The following is an 18,066-nucleotide window of genomic DNA, read 5'->3' as shown; positions in this document are numbered from 1 at the left end:
AAGTCTGTAAAAAACAGCTTCCAGCTGTCATTAGGTCACCAACGCCCGGAAACAGGCGAATGGTCTATTGGTTCATGACTGTCTAAACGTAAAACAGGCATGCCACCTGAGGTAGCACGCCTGCCTGATTTCATGTTGCCTGGACAAACTGCCAACCAGTGAGAGCGCGACTTACTCAGCCGCAGCCCGGTTGGTCAGAACTTTATCGATCAGGCCGTACTCAACCGCTTCTTCACCACTCATGAAGTTATCGCGGTCGGTATCCCGCTCAATCACTTCCAGAGGCTGGCCAGTATGGCTGGACAGCACCTGGTTCAGCCTGGACTTAATTGTCATCATTTCCTGGGCATGGATGGCGATATCGGACGCCTGTCCCTGGAAACCACCCAGTGGCTGATGAATCATGACCCGGGAGTGTGGCAGCGCAAAACGCTTGCCTTTGGCACCCGCTGTCAGCAGCAGGGAACCCATGCTGCAGGCCTGACCAATACACATGGTTGAGACATCACACTTGATGAACTGCATGGTGTCGTAAATGGACATACCAGCAGTTACGGAACCGCCCGGCGAGTTGATATACAGATGAATATCCTTGTCCGGATTTTCCGACTCTAGGAACAGCATCTGGGCAACAATCAGGTTTGCCATATGGTCTTCAACCTGACCTACCAGGAAGATTACCCGTTCCTTGAGCAGACGTGAGTAGATGTCGTATGAACGTTCGCCACGGGCGGACTGCTCAACGACGATCGGTACCAGGCCAGAATTGGTAATGGCCATGGAGGATGGTTCAATCAGTCTGGACATATCCTGTCGTAACTCCTTGCCAAGTCGAAGAGAAGCGACCCGTAATACGGGTCGCATAACGCTGTCTTAGTTTAAACGGCAATCACCGCAACAACCTTAGAAAACAGAACTGAAAACTCCATGTTTGCTTTCCGGACAGCGCGTATTGATTTAAGGATGCCTCAAACCGGTGGTCTGTTTCAAAAGCTTTTTACAGACCACCGCAGGGCGTTACCTAAATCTCAGCCCGTTGATCAGGCTTCTTCAGCAGTTTCCTGCTCTTCAGCTGCTTCCGGAGCCGCTGGCTTGATAGCGTCCTGGTAGCTAACTTCAGCTTCAGATACCTTGGCGCTTTCCAGAACGGTGTCAACCACCTGCTCTTCCAGTACTACGTACTTAACCTGAGAGAGCTGCTGTTCGTTGCTGTAGTACCAGTCGATAACCTGCTGAGGCTCCTGGTAAGCGGAAGCCATCTCTTCGATCATGGCGCGAACGCGGTCGTCGTCAACCTTAACTTCACGCTGCTTAACCACTTCACCAACGATCAGACCCAGAGCAACACGCTTCTTGGCGTCTGTTTCAAACAGCTCAGCCGGCAGCTGCTTAGGATCGAAACCACCCTGGGCTCCACCGAACTGCTGAACCGCCTGCTCGCGCATACGGTCGATTTCCTGAGCCACCAGAGGAGAAGGTACGTCGATCTCGTTAGTAGACAGCAGACCGTCCATTACCTGGTTCTTTACCTTGCCTTTTACAGCCTGACGCAGTTCACGTTCCATGTTCTTGCGAACTTCAGTGCGGAACGCTTCTTCACCACCTTCAGTTACGCCGAAACGAGCGAAGAATTCGTCGTTCAGTTCTGGCATAACAGCAGCCTGTACTTTGTGTACCTTGCAGGCGAACTCAACAGCCTGACCTTTCAACTCTTCAGAGTGGTACTCTTCAGGGAAAGTCAGTTCCAGAGTCTTTTCTTCACCGGCAGAAACACCGGTCAGGCCGTCTTCAAAGCCAGGAATCATGCGGCCGGAACCCAGTTCCAGAGTAGAGTTTTCAGCTTTACCGCCTTCAAACTCTTCACCGCCTCGCTCTCCTGAAGCAAAGGTGCCTACGTAGTCGAATACGATCTGGTCACCGGTTTCAGCAGCGCGCTCAACGTCTTCAAAAGACTTGCTCTGGTTACGCAGGGTTTCAACCATTTCGTCGATGTCAGCGTCTTTAACATCAGCAACCGGACGCTCAACTTCGATGGATGCGAAATCACCCAGAGTAATTTCAGGATAAACTTCAAAAGTTGCTACGAATTCGAAATCCTTGCCTTCTTCATCAGTCTTTGGCTCAACAGTAGGAGCGCCAGCCGGATTCAGTTTTTCCTGAGTCACAGCTTCAACAAATGCCTGCTGCATCTGCTCACCCAGAACTTCCTGGCGAGCACCCAGACCGTAACGGCGCTTCATTACCTTGGCAGGTACTTTACCCGGACGGAAACCGTCCAGACGCACACGGCGGGACATATCATTCAGACGCTTGGCGACTTCACCGTCTACTTTCTCAGCTGGAATGACGATGGACAGGCGACGTTCCAGGCCGGAAGTCGTTTCAAGGGAGACTTGCATTTGTGTTCCTCAATACTGAACCTGATTACCGAACTTGCGATAAAGCGGCATAGACTAGCAAAAGACCGTAACCGATGCATCAGATACGCACAAAAGAAGCGCAATCACCGGCATCAATCAATCTTTTAACACTCTCACGCCATTTCCCTGTTGAGGCCTTTCAATAGCGAAATAACGGACTAGCGGCAGTCATGCCACCCGTCAGATAACCGGGCATTTCTCCGATACAAAAAAAGGGGATAAGCAAGCTTATCCCCGTATAGTCAACTGGTGCGGATGGAGAGACTCGAACTCTCACGCCTTGCGGCACTGGTACCTAAAACCAGCGTGTCTACCAATTCCACCACATCCGCATAGAGCACTTACTGCGCTGCTATCTAACTCTGTACAGATGCATACTGATAGACATACACATCTGATTGTCACCACAGATTATTTCTGTGAAAAAAATTGGGGTGGACAATGGGGCTCGAACCCACGACCGCTGGAATCACAATCCAGAGCTCTACCAACTGAGCTATGCCCACCACAAATCTTGCCATCATTCTCAAACTCAAAGAGAAGATGGCGCACCCGGCAGGATTCGAACCTGCGACCATCCGCTTAGAAGGCGGATGCTCTATCCAACTGAGCTACGGGCGCACAACTCATACCTTTTAACTTAAAGGCTTTTCAACAATACCGAAACAGAGAATTTAATCAACTGCTCAACTTCAGCACTCAAAAAATCTGGTCGGGGTAGAGAGATTCGAACTCCCGACATCCTGCTCCCAAAGCAGGCGCGCTACCAGACTGCGCTATACCCCGAAATTCTCTATTAGCAATCAAACTAACAAGAGCATCTTCAACCGACCAACAACCAACTGTGTTAAGCAACAAGCCATCACTGATCAGTGATGCGGCGCATGTTACCCAGATCAGTTCTTGCCGTCAATGCCCTTTTTACTCAGACATTGCTTGCAGAACATTTATTAACTATCTGATTAATAAGAACATCTTATTCAGTAGAAAATTAAACGTCTGTCCATATGCCTGGATCACCTGCAAAGACGGCGCTAATCTAACACAGTCGTTTAACTGTAAACAACTACAATTATTCTATGAACAGCTATGCCTATCACCGACTGGCACTGTTAAGATAATGGACTTGTCTGCTGATAAGACTAAACCCGGTAAACATGACGAACATGACCGCGATAACTATTGATGGTAAAGCCATTGCCAAATCCCTGACCGACAGTATTGCTGAACGAGTCAGGGCCAGAACCGGACAAGGCCTCAGAGCCCCTGGTCTGGCTGTCATCCTGATAGGGGACGACCCCGCCTCTAAAGTGTATGTTGGCAAGAAACGGAAAGACTGCGCGCACGTAGGATTCCTGTCCGTTTCCCATGATCTGCCCGCCTCCACTTCTGAGAGCAAGCTGCTCAGCCTGATCGACAACCTGAATGATGACCCTGCCATTGACGGCATCCTTGTCCAACTGCCCCTGCCTGAACACATCAACACCGACCTGGTTATTGAACACATCCGTCCTGATAAAGACGTGGACGGCTTCCACCCTTATAACATTGGCCGACTGGTACAGCGCATCCCTCTTCTCCGTCCCTGTACCCCAAAAGGTGTTATGACCCTGCTGGAAAGCACGGGCGAACCTATTCGCGGCAAGAATGCAGTGATTGTGGGCGCCTCCAATATTGTTGGCCGTCCGATGACCATGGAACTGCTGCTGGCTGGCTGTACCACCACCACCGCCCACCGCTTTACCCAAAACCTGGAAGAAGTGGTTTCACAAGCAGACATTCTTGTGGTGGGTGTTGGCAAGCCCGGCCTGATCAAGGGGGAATGGGTTAAACCGGGAGCCATCGTGATCGATATCGGCATTAACCGTATGGATGATGGCCGACTGGTCGGCGATATAGAATTCGATACCGCCAGCCAGCGAGCAGGCTGGATCACACCGGTACCCGGTGGCGTAGGACCAATGACCGTCGCCACACTGCTGGAAAATACGCTGTACGCTGCCGAACATCTTCATGACTGACCGACAGCCCTGACAAACATTGCAGTGATTACCAAAAAGGTATCGCTGCAATTATGCTATGCCATCAGTAAATTACATGGAAAGCCCGTTCTTCCATTCCGCGTAAGCAGTATTATATTCCATAAGCATGGCATCCAGCTGATGCAACCCCTGCTTGCTACTCACCAGCCCGCCAAGTGTCGAAATATCCTTTCCGTCCGTTTTTCCTGTTCGCATGACGGTATCAATAGCGATTTTCGGTAAAAAAATCGTAACCCCCTTATTAATATGTCTGAGCTTATAGTAATGCTCAGTTTGCTCAGACAACTTAAGGAAATCTTTCATGCCTTCATCTTCCAGCAGTGCCTGATAAGACATTACATAATTGACCGGACAGCGTGTCGCCACCTGTGACGTCAGGCGGTAAAATTCGTACTCAGCAAGGCCGTTAATCGCCCCGACCTCATAGCGCCGGACATTACCATTCAGGCTGTATGACTTATAGGCATATATTTTGAAATTAAAGTTATTGCAATAAGTCATCCTGACAACCAGAAGTCCCGAAGGCATGTGAGTAACAGGGGTAATATCGATACACTGCCAGCGCTTATTGTGAATAGAAATAGTAGAATTAAAGTCCGTCTTATTGAACAGAAGAACCGGCAGCTGCACCTCTCCACTCATACGCTCCTCCTTAATTCAGTCTGTAATAGCCAGAACCCCAATAAAGCAACAGCAATAACAGTTTATTATTCTTCAGGCTCTCCCCGTCAGCAGTGCTACGTTCTGTTCATCGAACCTAACACACATAACAGTGGAAATTCTTGACCCAGACCAACAAATACCACCACGCATCAACATTCTTTCAAACTTTAAGCACCACTTTGCAACACTCAAAAAAAAACGCCTGCGAAAACTCCACAAGCGTTTTAATGGATAAAAACTCTAAGTGCTTAATCAGCGATCAACACGCCAGGTCGTTCCCTGGGGACCATCCTGCAAACTGATACCCTGGGCTGCCAGCTCATCACGAATACGGTCACACTCAGCAAAATCACGGGCTTTCTTAGCGTCAGCACGCTTCTGAATCATCGTTTCGATCCAGGCTTCATCCAGATCACTGCCTGATTTCAGGAAGGCTTCAGCATCTCCCTGAACAATACCCAAAATACCACCCAGCTTCACCAGCAACGCTGCCAGAGGCAATGCCTGCTGCTCATCCTCTGCACGAACACGGTTCAGCTCACGTACCAGATCAAACAGTACCGCCAGTGCTACCGGAGTATTAAAGTCATCGTCCATTGCTGCGAAGAAACGCTGTTCGAACCCGGACTCAGCCGCTGCTTCAACACCATTCAGCTCCAGACCTTTCAGGGCCGTGTAAAGACGCTCAAGACGAACAGCCGCTTCTTTCAGGCTTTCCTGAGAGTAATTCACCGGACTGCGATAGTGTGAAGAGATCAGGAAGTAGCGAACCACCTCATCCGGGAACTGCTCCAGCACCTCACGGATGGTAAAGAAGTTACCCAGACTCTTGGACATTTTCACATTATCGATGCGAATCGCACCGGAATGCATCCAGGTGTTCACAAAGGTTGCGTCATTGTGCGCTTCAGACTGTGCAATTTCGTTTTCATGATGCGGGAACTTCAGGTCAGAACCACCACCGTGAATATCGAAGGTATCACCCAGGCAGCACTTGCCCATCACCGAGCACTCAATGTGCCAGCCCGGACGACCATTGCCCCATGGAGATGCCCAGAAAGGCTCGCCTTCTTTAGCGCCTTTCCAGAGTACAAAGTCCATCGGATCTTCCTTGCTCTCTTCGACATCAATACGCGCACCGGCTTCCAGCTCTTCCAGCACCTTGCCGGAAAGCTTACCGTAGCCTTCAAACTTGCGTACTCGATAGTACACATCGCCATTGCCCGGCGCGTAGGCAAAACCTTTTTCGATCAGACCGCTGATCATCTCAATCATCCCCTGCACATGTTCAGTTGCGCGAGGCTCCTGATCCGGCGGCAGGTTGCCCAGACGGGCGAAGTCTTCCCGCATGGCAGCGATCATACGATCGGTCAGCACATCAATGGTTTCATTGCTCTCGATAGCGCGCTTGATAATCTTGTCGTCGATATCGGTCACATTGCGCACATAGGTCAGGTTATAACCTTTCGCACGCAGATACCGCGCTACCACATCAAAAGCTGTCACAGTACGGGCATGACCAATATGACAGAAGTCATATACCGTCATACCACACACGTACATGCGCACATGGTTTTCGTCGATAGGCTGAAACGGCTCTTTCTTTCGAGTCAGAGAGTTATAAATCTGCAGCACTTTCAATGTCCTGTTGCCCTTTTTTCAGGCAGTTTCTTAGCCTTCAGCTACTCTACTAAAGCAAACTGAAGGCTGCTGTGCATCCTATCCTCAGGCCTTACTGGCCCAGGTATCTTTCAGACCAATCGTCAGATTGAACACCGGATGTTCCGGGCTATGATCGTAACGATCCGCCACAAAATAACCTTCACGTTCAAACTGGAAACCCTGTTCCGGCTCAGCATTGGCCAGACCCGGCTCAACCCATGCCTGCTTCACTTCCAGAGAGTTCGGGTTGAGATGGGTAATAAAATCTTCTTCGCCCTTGTCCGGTGCCTGATGGTTAAACAGACGATCGTACAGTCGCAGTTCAACCTGCTTGCCGTGGCTCGCGGACACCCACTGGATCACACCGCGAGGTTTCACCCCTTCCGGCGGATTTTCACCCACGGTACCCGGCACATAAGAACAGTGAATTTCAACAATCTCACCGTTCTCATCCTTGATCACGTCATCGTTTTTTATCACGTAAGCACTGCGCAGACGCACATACTCACCCTTTACCAGACGCTTGAACTTCTTGCGGGACAGGGTGGTGTCTTCGGTAAAGTCAGCGCGGTCAATATACAGCTCACGGGTGAACGGCAGGGTACGCTCACCCATCTCCTTATTCGGATGCATGGGTGCAGTCATTTCCTGAACCTCGCCTTCCGGCAGGTTGGTAATGACCACTTTCAATGGATTCAGCACTGCCATGCCACGAGGGGCATTCTGGTTCAGGTCGTCACGGATAGCGTGTTCCAGCATGGAAATATCCGCAATACCATCAGTACGGCTGACACCCACCATATCGGAGAACTTGCGAATGGAAGCCGGCGTGTAACCACGGCGACGCATACCGGACACCGTTGGCATACGTGGGTCTTCCCAGCCGGTGACAAAGTTCTCATCCACCAGACGCTTCAGCTTGCGCTTGGAAGTGATGGTGTAGTTAAGGTTGGTGCGGGCAAATTCATACTGCCGCGGCTTGTGCGGCACTGGCAGGTTTTCAATAAACCATTCATACAGCGGACGATGGTCCTGAAACTCCAGCGTACAGATGGAGTGGGTAATGCCCTCAATGGCATCTTCCTGACCATGGGCAAAGTCATAGCTTGGGTAGATGCACCACTTGTCACCGGTCTGGTGATGGCTCTGTTTGCGGATACGGTACAGCACCGGATCACGCATATTCATGTTCGGGTGCTGCAGGTCGATTTTGGCACGCAGGCTGCAACTGCCTTCTTCGTATTCACCGGCACGCATTTTTTCAAACTCAGCCAGGTTCTCTTCGACTGAACGTTTGCGATCTTCGGTTTCAACGCCGGGCGTTTTAAAGTCACCACGGTTTCGCGCCATGGACTCTGCATCCTGATGGTCAACGTAGGCCTTGCCTTCCCTGATCAGGTGAACAGCCCATTCGTAGAACGTGTCGAAGTAACTGGAGGCATAACGAACCTCGCCACTCCACTGGAAACCAAGCCATTTTACATCTTCCCGGATGCTGTCGACGTACTTCTGCTCTTCCTTCTCAGGGTTGGTATCGTCAAAACGCAGATTACACTGCCCACCGAATTTTTCGGCCAGGCCAAAATTCAAACAGATAGAAGTCGCGTGGCCCACGTGCAGAAAGCCATTAGGCTCTGGCGGGAAACGTGTATGGATAGAAGTTACTACACCTTCGGCCAGATCTTTTTCAATGATCTGCTCCAGAAAGTTACTCGGTTTGTCTGTTGTGCTCATTGCAACCAGTATCTTGGAGGGTGACGCCCGGCTATTTCACTGTACTCTCGCAGTATCGCTCGCTATAGGCTCGCTTACAGGAAAGTGCCGGACATCGAATTCATGAAACTTTTTCAAACATGCGAGACTACCATTATAATCACTCGCGGTTCAACCAGACAGCACAAACCTCTCCCCCCGAAAGCTCCACCCCCCTCTTAGCAATGAATTAACAATGAACTAATTGGGAAAAAAACGATCATAAGACAATCAGGCATTCACTTTAAAACATGCTATCAACAGAGCAAGGAGCAGCTTTACGATGTCCCCATCCAACCCTCCTACATCTATTGCCTGCCAGATGGCCCGGGTGAGTACTGCACAACCTGACACCAAAAAGAGCAACGCAGGATTGCCTGTGCAAGCTACCAGTACAACCTTACCATCTGTCCGGGGTAAACAAGCTGACTCTCGCAGAATACCGAAAGCTCGCAAGCGTACCTGCCAGCTGATGGACAACACTGCAAATCCTAACGGCCCTCAGTCTTCCAAAAAAAAGAGACGCCTCCCAGACAAAAAAGACCTTTACTCCATTGGTCATGGCCTCACCGTTTCAGAGAGTACCATTGCGGGTGCCGGCAACGGACTGTTTGCTGACCAGGACATTGATAAAGGTGAATTCATCACCTGGTACGGCGGGCCTGTCATTAACGTCGACAGTGAAGAACGTGAAAAACTGTCTGAGCATTATGAAGACTGGAGCCATCTGGCCGGTATTGACAGGCACACTGTCATTCAATCTCCAAAACAACCCGAGCCGGGAATGGGAGGGGGTGGTTTTATAAATGATGGAATCAATATTTTCACTCCCCCAAACGTTACTTTTGTTCCCATTTCCGAACGTCAGTGCATCTATATTAAGTCGTTGCGACCTATCGATAAGGGGGAAGAGCTGTTCGTTTCTTACGGAACCGATTACTGGAAGCGTTTTCAGGATCAATTTCCCGACGACTATCAAAAATTTTTTGCCCCACAGCTCCGAAACAGGAAAGAGGCCAGAAAACTGCTTGACCGCCACTCCAGTCACATGCAAAGCGTGACCAGATCACTCAAAAAAAATCCACTTCCGCTCATTCCTGAATGGCAGGATTCAGCTCAGGGGTGGTCTTCTGCGATTGCCCGATACGCACTGCACAAAGCCGGAGTGACAGACAGACAAATGCTCAACCCGTCGGTATTGCGAAAGCTGAATAGTTCATCCAATGAATATTTTAATTCTGTTGCCCATTACGCCAGCTCACTGAAAGTAGAACCGAAAAGAATTGCTGACAGCTGGAACAATAAAGCCAGAAATGAACCACTTTCGATTCCTGGCAATGGCGTGTTCAAACCGGCTGACCGGTGGCAGGCAGCACACATACACATTTTCTGTACGCTTTTAAAACCTGAATACCACCTGGATACCGTACAGTTAAAAAACTGTCTGAAGGTGCTGGATCCCTCCACTGCCCTTTATGAATACTTTCTGGATAATTACATAAGGTCTGTGACAAAGCTGGAACCCGGTGGCCTGATTGACTTTAATACACCCGAAGATAAAAAACTGAAAAAAAAACTGGATAAAAATTTCAGGGATATTACCCCGCCTCAGAGTTACAGGGGGCAACCTTTCACAGCCAACCAGCCCGCCCCCAAAAAACAGGGCTGGTCTCTCTGGACACTGCCCATGATTTATCAGCTCTTAAGACAGTACGGCATCACTGTGAAGGAGCATGATGACACAAAAAACAGCTACTTGAGTGACCTTGTTGAGCATGCCGGCAAAAGTACTGTGCAGGATGAACTCCAATATTTTCAGACCCTTAAGAACTGGGCTCAGCAGCGAAACTTCAATTTTATGCGCATTCCACAGAGTTTTTCAGAGAAACTTAAAAAAACCGGTTCACCAGAGTCTCACGGTACGTCTGACTCGACCTGCTTTCCTTTCAAAAAAACAGAGGGGTTAAACCTGAATAACTACAAGTACATATCAAGCGCACTATTTCTACAATATATCGAACACTTTGGGTTTGATGACCCCGGGATCGTTAACAGCCTCAGCAGTGCAACGATATACAGATCACTGGCTTTATTTCACCAACCGGTCAGTCCGACATTATCTGCGCTCTATGAACAACTGTTTTCCCTGGCATGGAGAAACCTGCCGAACAAGCATGCGGCCTTGATAATCATGAAAAGGTATCCCGATTTAGCCTTACCCTGCTCAGTGGAAAAACTGCCTTTTGGGCAAGCCTTTGAAACACTTAAGAAAAAAGGCCTTGAGTTTGAAAGCCAGATCAAAGACCAGGCTTCTGGTAACGAAAAACGACTCTCTACGGCTGCTGAAGTCGAACCAGATACCCGCCCCCCTTTTACACCGACGCCAGAAACACCTAAAATGCCTTGATCTCCTGCCCGGAGTCCTTATGGTACTCAGGGTACAGTATCCATTGAACAGACGGTAACCACATGGTTGTACTGCATACCAATTTCGGCGACATCAAGCTGGAACTGGACGCTGAAAAAGCGCCTAAAACGACTGCAAACTTCGAAGAGTATGTGAAGAGCGGTCATTTCGACGGCACAATCTTTCATCGCATCATTGACGGATTTATGATTCAGGGTGGTGGTTTTGAGCCAGGCATGGTTCAGAAGTCTACCAATGCCCCCATTGAAAACGAAGCAGACAACGGCCTCAAGAACGACCGTTACACCGTTGCCATGGCTCGCACCATGGACCCACACTCAGCTTCCTCCCAGTTTTTCATCAACGTTGCCGACAACAGTTTCCTGAACCACACCGGCAAAACGCAGGACGGCTGGGGCTACTGCGTATTTGGCAAGGTCACTGAAGGTACCGGAATCGTTGACAAGATCAAGGGCGCGAAAACCACTTTCCGGGCTGGCCATCAGGACGTACCGGTTGAAGACGTGGTGATCGAGTCTGCGGAACTGGTGTAAATGCAGGCGCAGTTCATTTCCGACCTGCACCTGACCCCCGAACGCCCGGACATAGCCCGGGCGTTTTTGCGCTTTATGGATGAACAGGCTCCGAAAGGCGATGCCCTTTACATTCTTGGAGACTTCTTCGAGTACTGGGTGGGAGATGATGCCATGGAGCCTTTCCACCAGGAAATCGCAGATAAGCTCAGGTGCTACACCGATGCAGGTCATCAACTCTTCTTTATGCCCGGCAACCGGGACTTCGCAGTCGGGCGCCGCTTCCTGAGGCAAACCGGTGCCCGGTGGCTGCAAGACCCCTGCACCATTGAACTGAACGGTGAAAAGACCCTGCTGATGCATGGCGATCTGCTGTGTACTGACGATGAGCAATACCAGAAATACCGCAGGCGTATTCGCCACCCTCTGGTTCTGGGCTTTTTACGACTTCTGCCCCTGAGCTACCGCAAAAAACTCGCTGGCCGAATTCGCGCCAACAGCCAGAAAGCAAAGTCTGGCAAAAGACTTGAAATCATGGATGTAAACCGTGGTGAAGTCATCAGGGTTATGGAGCAATACAGGGTAAAAACCCTGATTCATGGCCATACCCATCGTCCCGACATCCACGCCGTAACGTTATCCAACGGTACTGGTCAACGCATTGTACTGGGCGACTGGGACCGGTTTGGCTGGGTGCTTTCCAGTGCCGACGGATTGCACCAGCAACGTTTCAATCTTTGATTTCCTGCCCTTCACCCCGCCGGAGCCGGTGGGGTTTAAGAAGGTCTGCCACTGTGAAAACGGAACTGCTGGTCGCCTGACTCAATGGCACGCTGATCAATAGCAGCAAACACAGCAATCCGGTCTGAGATATCCGTCTGTGCAATTGCTTCCGCCAGTGTCAGGTAGTCCATAAAATGCCGCCCTTCAGACAGCAGCAGAGAGCGATAAAACTTTGCCAGCTCGTCATCCACATGAAAGGCCAGCTTGTGAAAACGCTCACAGGACCGGGCTTCAATAAACGCTCCACAAATCAGAATATCCACCAGTTGTTCTGGTTCGCGTTTACGAACCTGCTCACGCATCAGCCCCGGATAACGTGAAGCTGAAACCTGCCGGTAACGAACATTTCGCTTTTTCATTAAAGCCATCACCTGCTCAAAATGCAGTAACTCTTCCCGTGCCAGCCGGGACATTTTGTGCAGCAGGTCTTCATGGTGAATATACCGGAACATCAGATTCAGAGCCGTGGAAGCCGCTTTTTTTTCACAGTTTGCATGGTCTATCAATAAGATATCCTGATGTTCTAAAGCTGTTTCTACCCAGACATCCGGCGTTCTGCACAATAAAAAAGCAGCCAGTTCCGGAAACAGGTCGGACAGCGGGGCAGACAGGTTATCTCTCAGCATGCTGGATACTCATACGACTTATATTTTTTCTATGGGGGTATTTCCGGCTCATAAATTATTCTTATGTTGACACGAATTCAATCAACAAAACCCAAAGGATACCATTACTCTTAATCACAGACATTTTAATTGACACAGATCAAACGTACCTCGTTTTTTATTGGGTAAGATCAGGATTAAAGAACATAAAAATGGAGTGTGAACCATGCGGGGAGTTGCCAAAGTTCTTGTTGTGATTGATACGCGCAAGAAAAAACAGATCGCTCTGAATCGTGCCGTAGATATTGTAAAGGCAACAGGATCAGAGCTCCACGTCCTGTCTGCCAATCCAAAACCATCAGAAGCCTCCAGAGAAAAACTTGAAGTCCTGTCCGGTAAAATCCGGGATCAGGGTGTTGAAGTCCACACCCAGGAAAAATGGTCGAAAAGTCTGGTCGACACCATTATTCATGTTCGACAGATGGAACGCTGCCACCTGGTCATTAAAGATTACCAGCCGGAAGGCGGCCTGCTTAGTGCATTTTCCACCCCGAATGACTGGAACCTTCTGCGCCAGTGCCGGGTACCTGTTCTGCTGGTTCGCCATGACCGCAGTTATCAGGGCTCTCACATGCTCGCAGCAGTCAATGCCGACCCTGATGACAAACACCATCACCAGCTGAATCAGGCCATCCTGCAAAACGCCCGGATCAGTGCCGATGTTTATGGTGCCACCCTGCATCTGGCAACAGCACACCCTACCACAATGCTGGCCATTCAGGACCAGGGCGATGGCACAACGGATAAAGACCGTTATCTCAACAACTGTCAGGAGTACGCTCGCAATTACGGCATACAGCCTGACGACATCCATGTCCGTCCCGGCCCGGCAGAGTCCCTGGTTCCAGAGCTGAGCCGCGAACTGCAGGCTGACCTGCTGGTCATGGGTACACAGGCCAGAACCGGTTTGCCCGCCGTTGCCCTGGGCAATACTGCAGAACAGTTGATTTCGGATATTGATACCGACCTGCTTGTCGTACAACCCAGGCATCATATGATTCCACTGGAACGGGAACTGGAAAGATAGCCCTGCCAGACCTCCCGTTTCTGTTCCGGGAGGTCTTCACTTTACCTGCCCTGCCCTTGCACTCCACATAATCCCGACTACTTTATTAAGCCGAGAAGTACATATCGTTATAAGAATCTCATAAGGATATTCGGCTAAGTAACCAGGGCATTGCCTGCTGATAACTGGACTGGTCAGCAAATACCTCCTTTGTTTTCGGGATAAATTCGGGGAACACCAAGCCACTTAACACGACAGTACTCTGAAACTATCTGTTTATTTTCGGGTCATAGCTACCATTGCTGAAAAATAGCGACCACTGCAGAAAAAACAATTGATGAACAAACGGGTTCGTGTTGTTAGATAGTTACTGGATTGTAACTGCCGCCATAAACATGATCCTTTTCGCCTTAACCAGATCAGGCGTTCATCGTTTGACCAGATTCAGGTGAGAGGGAAACAGCTGTCTATGAGTGAAGATATAAAACAGGCTACATCCGGCCATTCCAGCCCTTTACTGGAATGCCTGATTCAACTCTGCCGCCATTATCACATCAACGCTTCATCCAGTACGCTTATTGCAGGTCTGCCCCTTGAAAACGGACAGCTGGATATTCCATTGTTTATCAGGGCAGCCGAGCGGGTCGGACTGTCAGCCAGGCCCCTCAAAAGCCATCTCGACCAGCTTAGCGCCCTGGTTTTGCCTGCTGTTTTATTGCTTAAAAACCATCGTGCATGCCTGATTACCGACAGGGTTGGTGAACAGTACCGGGTGCTGACCACTGAGTCCGGAGGCAGTGAACTCGTCGATCGTACCGTGCTGGAACAGCAGATGACCGGCGAGGTTATCTTTGTCAAGGAAAAACACCAGTACGATGAAAGAACCCCGGAAACGCTGAACCTGCCAGAACGCCACTGGTTCTGGGGAACCCTGTTGCGCTCGCGTAAAATCTATCGTGACGTCATCATCGCCTCGGCGGTGGTCAACCTGTTCGTCATTGTCAGTCCGCTGTTCATTATGAACGTCTATGACCGCGTGGTACCCAATAATGCGACAGACACTTTATGGGTACTGGCCATCGGTGCAGGCGTTGCCTATTTTCTTGACTACCTGCTGAAAACAGCCCGGTCACACTTTATTGATATTGCCGGTAAAAAGTCGGACATCCTCTTGTCGGCACAACTGTTTGAACAGACATTAGGGCTACAGTTTTCAGCCCGTCCTGTATCCGTAGGTTCCTTCGCCCGGCATTTACAGGAGTTTGACTACATCCGTGAATTCATTACTTCCTCGACGGTTGCCACCCTGGTCGACCTCCCTTTCACCCTGTTGATTCTTGCCGTTGTCGGCCTGCTTGGAGGCCCTCTGGTACTGGTGCCACTGACAGGCATTCTGATTATTGCCCTGCACAGCTGGTTTATTCAGCCCGGACTTCGGTCTGCCATTGAAAACACTCAGCGTAGCAGCGCCCAGAAACACGCCGCTCTGGTTGAAACCCTCAGCGGTATTGAAGGCATCAAGGCCAAAAGTGCGGAAGGGGAGCTTCAGCATCGCTGGGAAAAACTCACAGGCCATATTGCCATGTGGGATATCCGCACCCGCTCCCTGACCACCTCTGCCGCTACCCTGTCTTCACTGGTCATTCAACTCGTTACCATTGGCATCGTGGTCTGCGGTGTTTATCTGATTGTTGAACAGAGTCTGAGCATGGGCGGGCTGATCGCAGCGGTCATGCTCTCAGGCAGAAGCCTGGCACCCATTGCCCAGCTATCCTCTCTTTCAACCCGCTACTATCAGGCCAAATCTGCGCTGGCCGGCCTGAATAAAGTGATGGACCTTCCCACTGAACAGCAGAACCACAACAGCACACTGAAAACACCGGATATCTCTGAAAATATCCTTCTGGAGCGAGTCAGCTTCCAGTACCCCAAACAGCATGGAATGGCACTTAACAACATCAACCTTGAAATCAGGGCGGGTGAGAAAGTCGCCGTTATTGGTCGTATGGGCTCCGGGAAAAGCACTTTCCAGCGCCTGCTTATGCGCTTCTTTACGCCAACCGGCGGGCATATCCGTGTTGACGGGATTGACCTGCAACAACTTTCACCTCATGAGCTTCGCGATCGTATAGCCTATGTGTCACAGGACACTCAACTCTACTTTGGTACCGTCAGGGACAACATTACCCTGGGAGCCGGTTATGTCGACGACGAAGCCGTTCTGGCAGCCGCACAGCTATGCGGCGTCACAGAATTTACCAACCTTCACCCCCTCGGTCTGCAGATGCCTGTTGCCGAACGGGGCAGTAATCTGTCCGGCGGCCAGCGCCAGAGCGTTGCACTGGCCAGAGCCCTGTTGAGCAACCCCAGTGTTTTACTGTTTGACGAACCCTGCAGTGCCATGGACAGCCTCACTGAATATCAGTTCCGGGAACGCCTCAGGGAGTTAGCCGAAGACAAGACTCTGATCATTACCACCTACAAGAGCAGCATGCTGGATCTGGTGGATCGCATCATCGTTTTCGATCGCGGTCACCTGATTGCTGACGGACCTAAGGAAAAAGTCATTGAAGCTCTGGAACAGGGAAAGGTGACGCTATGAACAACAAACTGAGAACCGCATGGCAGCGTTTTCTGGGAAGTATCAGCCACTACCGTCAGCAACAGTTGTCCATGGACTACATGCCAGACACCAGTGCTGCCATCCTGACCCAGTCACCCAGAGGCGGGCGCGCACTCATTTACCTGTGCATGGCCACCGTGATGATTTTTCTGATCTGGGCAGGGTTTGCCAAACTGGATGAAATTGCCCGGGGTGTCGGCAAAGTGGTGCCTTCTTCAAGGGTACAGGTTATTCAAAACCTGGAAGGCGGCATCATCTCGGATATTTTCGTCAGTGAAGGCGACCGGGTTAAAGCAGACCAGTCACTGATGCAACTGGACAACACGCGCTTTCTGTCTGTGTTCAGGGAATCTGAAGTCGAATATTCCAGCCTTAAAGCGACCGCTTATCGCCTGCGCAGTGAAAGCGATGGTACCGACCTGTCTTTTGGCGACGATGTTAAAGATCAGGATAAGGACATCATCCGGGAAACCAACCTGTTTAATAACCGTCTGCAAACTCTGCAGACTGAACTGACGATTGCGGAAGAAAAGGTTAATCAGAGCCGTCAGGAACTGAGTGAAATGCGCTCCAGGGAAAAACACCTGAAAAACAGCCTGAAGCTGGCCAGTCGTGAACTCGAACTCACCCGACCACTGGCCAGACAGGGAGCCGTTTCAGAAGTCGAGCTTCTGCGACTGGAACAGAGAGTGAACGAACTGGCCGGTGACCTTGACGGTGCCAGGCTGGCTATTCCAAGACTGGAGTCGGCGTTACAGGCAGCTCAGCAGCGAGAACCGGAGCTGCAACTGAACTTCCGCCAGAAAGCCCTGCACGAGTTGAAGGAAAACGGTATCCGCATGGCCCAGCTGGAAGAACATCTGACGGCTCAGAAAGACCGGGTCAACCGAACCCTGGTGCGCTCACCGGTCGAAGGTACCGTGAAAAAGATCAACTCCAATACCCTGGGTGGTGTTGTACAGCCCGGCATGGAGTTAATGGAAGTGGTTCCGCTTCAGGACCAGCTATTGATCGAAGCGCAGATCCGCCCGAAGGATATTGCTTTTCTGCGACTGGGTCAGCCCGCCATTGTCAAGGTTACAGCTTATGATTTTGCGGTCTACGGCAGCCTCAGAGGACAGGTCGAACACATCAGCGCCGATACGATTCAGGACGAAAACGGCCAGAGCTTCTATATTGTTCGGGTCAGAACGGAAAAAAGCCACCTTGGCAGCTCCGAAAAACCACTGCCGATCATTCCGGGAATGCAGACCAGTGTGGATATTCTGACCGGAAAGAAGTCGGTGCTGGACTACATACTGAAGCCAATTATTCGTGCCAGGAAGAATGCCATGAGGGAACCCTGATCCGGGCAATATCTGAGCAACAACCTGTCAAGGTATGCAGTGTGCTCAGATACACCTGCATCGCTACTTTGCATCAGTACAACGGTAGGGTGCCTGAACGAAATTTCAGAAAAAACAGGCATGATGAACAATACTGATTCATCAGCCAGATAAGAATTTTGACA

Annotated in this window: 13 protein-coding genes and 4 tRNA genes; 7 read left to right on the top strand and 10 right to left on the bottom strand. The window is 50.3% G+C overall.

Annotated features, from left to right (window positions below; genetic code table 11):
• Positions 1-171: 171 nt before the first annotated feature.
• The 6 genes from clpP to V5J35_RS21945 all read right to left on the bottom strand — a co-directional run bounded on the left by clpP (position 172) and on the right by V5J35_RS21945 (position 3,206).
• Entirely contained in the window at positions 172-807 is a 636-nt protein-coding gene (clpP, locus tag V5J35_RS21970; protein WP_262567943.1) for an ATP-dependent Clp endopeptidase proteolytic subunit ClpP, read from the bottom strand.
• A 233-nt stretch (positions 808-1,040) separates the two neighbouring features.
• The gene (tig, locus tag V5J35_RS21965; protein WP_354009180.1) at positions 1,041-2,399 is read right to left on the bottom strand and encodes a trigger factor; all 1,359 of its coding nucleotides are present in this window, start codon (positions 2,397-2,399) and stop codon (positions 1,041-1,043) included.
• Positions 2,400-2,667: 268 nt separating this feature from the next.
• Positions 2,668-2,752 (bottom strand) — tRNA-Leu (locus V5J35_RS21960).
• A gap of 98 nt (positions 2,753-2,850) precedes the next feature.
• Positions 2,851-2,926: transfer RNA gene (locus V5J35_RS21955), tRNA-His, on the bottom strand.
• A 38-nt stretch (positions 2,927-2,964) separates the two neighbouring features.
• Positions 2,965-3,041, bottom strand: a tRNA-Arg gene (locus V5J35_RS21950).
• Positions 3,042-3,129: 88 nt separating this feature from the next.
• Positions 3,130-3,206, bottom strand: a tRNA-Pro gene (locus tag V5J35_RS21945).
• A gap of 380 nt (positions 3,207-3,586) precedes the next feature.
• On the opposite strand from V5J35_RS21945, the gene folD reads away from it, so the two are divergent.
• Positions 3,587-4,441 (top strand): bifunctional methylenetetrahydrofolate dehydrogenase/methenyltetrahydrofolate cyclohydrolase FolD, encoded by an 855-nt coding sequence (gene folD / locus V5J35_RS21940; protein WP_354009179.1) that lies wholly within the window; start codon positions 3,587-3,589, stop codon positions 4,439-4,441.
• Positions 4,442-4,513: 72 nt separating this feature from the next.
• Here folD and V5J35_RS21935 read toward each other — a convergent pair whose 3' ends face one another.
• The 3 genes from V5J35_RS21935 to V5J35_RS21925 all read right to left on the bottom strand — a co-directional run bounded on the left by V5J35_RS21935 (position 4,514) and on the right by V5J35_RS21925 (position 8,521).
• Positions 4,514-5,104 (bottom strand): hypothetical protein, encoded by a 591-nt coding sequence (locus tag V5J35_RS21935; RefSeq protein ID WP_354009178.1) that lies wholly within the window; start codon positions 5,102-5,104, stop codon positions 4,514-4,516.
• Positions 5,105-5,377: 273 nt separating this feature from the next.
• Positions 5,378-6,757, bottom strand: coding sequence for a cysteine--tRNA ligase (gene cysS, locus V5J35_RS21930; protein ID WP_354011336.1), 1,380 nt, complete (start codon positions 6,755-6,757; stop codon positions 5,378-5,380).
• 93 nt (positions 6,758-6,850) lie between these two features.
• The gene (locus V5J35_RS21925) at positions 6,851-8,521 is read right to left on the bottom strand and encodes a glutamine--tRNA ligase/YqeY domain fusion protein (protein ID WP_354009177.1); all 1,671 of its coding nucleotides are present in this window, start codon (positions 8,519-8,521) and stop codon (positions 6,851-6,853) included.
• A 301-nt stretch (positions 8,522-8,822) separates the two neighbouring features.
• Here V5J35_RS21925 and V5J35_RS21920 point away from each other — a divergent pair, with 301 nt between their 5' ends.
• The 3 genes from V5J35_RS21920 to V5J35_RS21910 all read left to right on the top strand — a co-directional run bounded on the left by V5J35_RS21920 (position 8,823) and on the right by V5J35_RS21910 (position 12,220).
• Positions 8,823-10,946 (top strand): SET domain-containing protein, encoded by a 2,124-nt coding sequence (locus tag V5J35_RS21920; RefSeq protein ID WP_354009176.1) that lies wholly within the window; start codon positions 8,823-8,825, stop codon positions 10,944-10,946.
• Positions 10,947-11,008: 62 nt separating this feature from the next.
• On the top strand, positions 11,009-11,500 hold the full coding sequence (locus V5J35_RS21915) for a peptidylprolyl isomerase (protein WP_354009175.1): 492 nt from the start codon (positions 11,009-11,011) through the stop codon (positions 11,498-11,500).
• Positions 11,501-12,220 carry a UDP-2,3-diacylglucosamine diphosphatase gene (locus V5J35_RS21910; RefSeq protein ID WP_354009174.1) on the top strand — a complete coding sequence of 240 codons (720 nt, stop codon included), beginning with the start codon at positions 11,501-11,503 and terminating at the stop codon, positions 12,218-12,220. It begins immediately after the preceding gene.
• A gap of 35 nt (positions 12,221-12,255) precedes the next feature.
• On the opposite strand, the gene V5J35_RS21905 is transcribed toward V5J35_RS21910, so the two are convergent.
• A complete protein-coding gene (locus tag V5J35_RS21905) occupies positions 12,256-12,888 on the bottom strand; it encodes a MiaE family protein (RefSeq protein ID WP_354009173.1) in 633 nt (210 codons plus the stop codon).
• Positions 12,889-13,093: 205 nt separating this feature from the next.
• Here V5J35_RS21905 and V5J35_RS21900 point away from each other — a divergent pair, with 205 nt between their 5' ends.
• The 3 genes from V5J35_RS21900 (at position 13,094) to V5J35_RS21890 (ending at position 17,902) form a co-directional block, all read left to right on the top strand.
• The gene (locus tag V5J35_RS21900) at positions 13,094-13,954 is read left to right on the top strand and encodes a universal stress protein (RefSeq protein WP_354009172.1); all 861 of its coding nucleotides are present in this window, start codon (positions 13,094-13,096) and stop codon (positions 13,952-13,954) included.
• A 448-nt stretch (positions 13,955-14,402) separates the two neighbouring features.
• Complete coding sequence (locus tag V5J35_RS21895; protein WP_354009171.1) at positions 14,403-16,535, top strand: type I secretion system permease/ATPase; 2,133 nt, start codon at positions 14,403-14,405, stop codon at positions 16,533-16,535.
• Positions 16,532-17,902, top strand: a complete 1,371-nt coding sequence (locus V5J35_RS21890; RefSeq protein WP_354009170.1) for an HlyD family type I secretion periplasmic adaptor subunit — start codon at positions 16,532-16,534, stop codon at positions 17,900-17,902. Before V5J35_RS21895 ends, V5J35_RS21890 begins: the two co-directional genes overlap by 4 nt.
• The last annotated feature ends 164 nt before the right edge of the window (positions 17,903-18,066 follow it).

This window comes from Endozoicomonas sp. NE40 (genome assembly GCF_040549045.1).
GTDB lineage: Bacteria > Pseudomonadota > Gammaproteobacteria > Pseudomonadales > Endozoicomonadaceae > Endozoicomonas_A > Endozoicomonas_A lisbonensis.
This window is presented reverse-complemented; position numbering and strand designations above follow the sequence as displayed.

Coding starts and splice junctions, on each gene's coding strand:
- V5J35_RS21910 (WP_354009174.1), top strand. CDS start 11,501: ATGCAGGCGCAGTTCATTTCCGACCTGCACCTGACCCCCGAACGCCCG.
- tig (WP_354009180.1), bottom strand. CDS start 2,399: ATGCAAGTCTCCCTTGAAACGACTTCCGGCCTGGAACGTCGCCTGTCC.
- clpP (WP_262567943.1), bottom strand. CDS start 807: ATGTCCAGACTGATTGAACCATCCTCCATGGCCATTACCAATTCTGGC.
- V5J35_RS21915 (WP_354009175.1), top strand. CDS start 11,009: ATGGTTGTACTGCATACCAATTTCGGCGACATCAAGCTGGAACTGGAC.
- V5J35_RS21900 (WP_354009172.1), top strand. CDS start 13,094: ATGCGGGGAGTTGCCAAAGTTCTTGTTGTGATTGATACGCGCAAGAAA.
- V5J35_RS21925 (WP_354009177.1), bottom strand. CDS start 8,521: ATGAGCACAACAGACAAACCGAGTAACTTTCTGGAGCAGATCATTGAA.
- V5J35_RS21935 (WP_354009178.1), bottom strand. CDS start 5,104: ATGAGTGGAGAGGTGCAGCTGCCGGTTCTTCTGTTCAATAAGACGGAC.
- folD (WP_354009179.1), top strand. CDS start 3,587: ATGACCGCGATAACTATTGATGGTAAAGCCATTGCCAAATCCCTGACC.
- V5J35_RS21890 (WP_354009170.1), top strand. CDS start 16,532: ATGAACAACAAACTGAGAACCGCATGGCAGCGTTTTCTGGGAAGTATC.
- V5J35_RS21895 (WP_354009171.1), top strand. CDS start 14,403: ATGAGTGAAGATATAAAACAGGCTACATCCGGCCATTCCAGCCCTTTA.
- V5J35_RS21920 (WP_354009176.1), top strand. CDS start 8,823: ATGTCCCCATCCAACCCTCCTACATCTATTGCCTGCCAGATGGCCCGG.
- V5J35_RS21905 (WP_354009173.1), bottom strand. CDS start 12,888: ATGCTGAGAGATAACCTGTCTGCCCCGCTGTCCGACCTGTTTCCGGAA.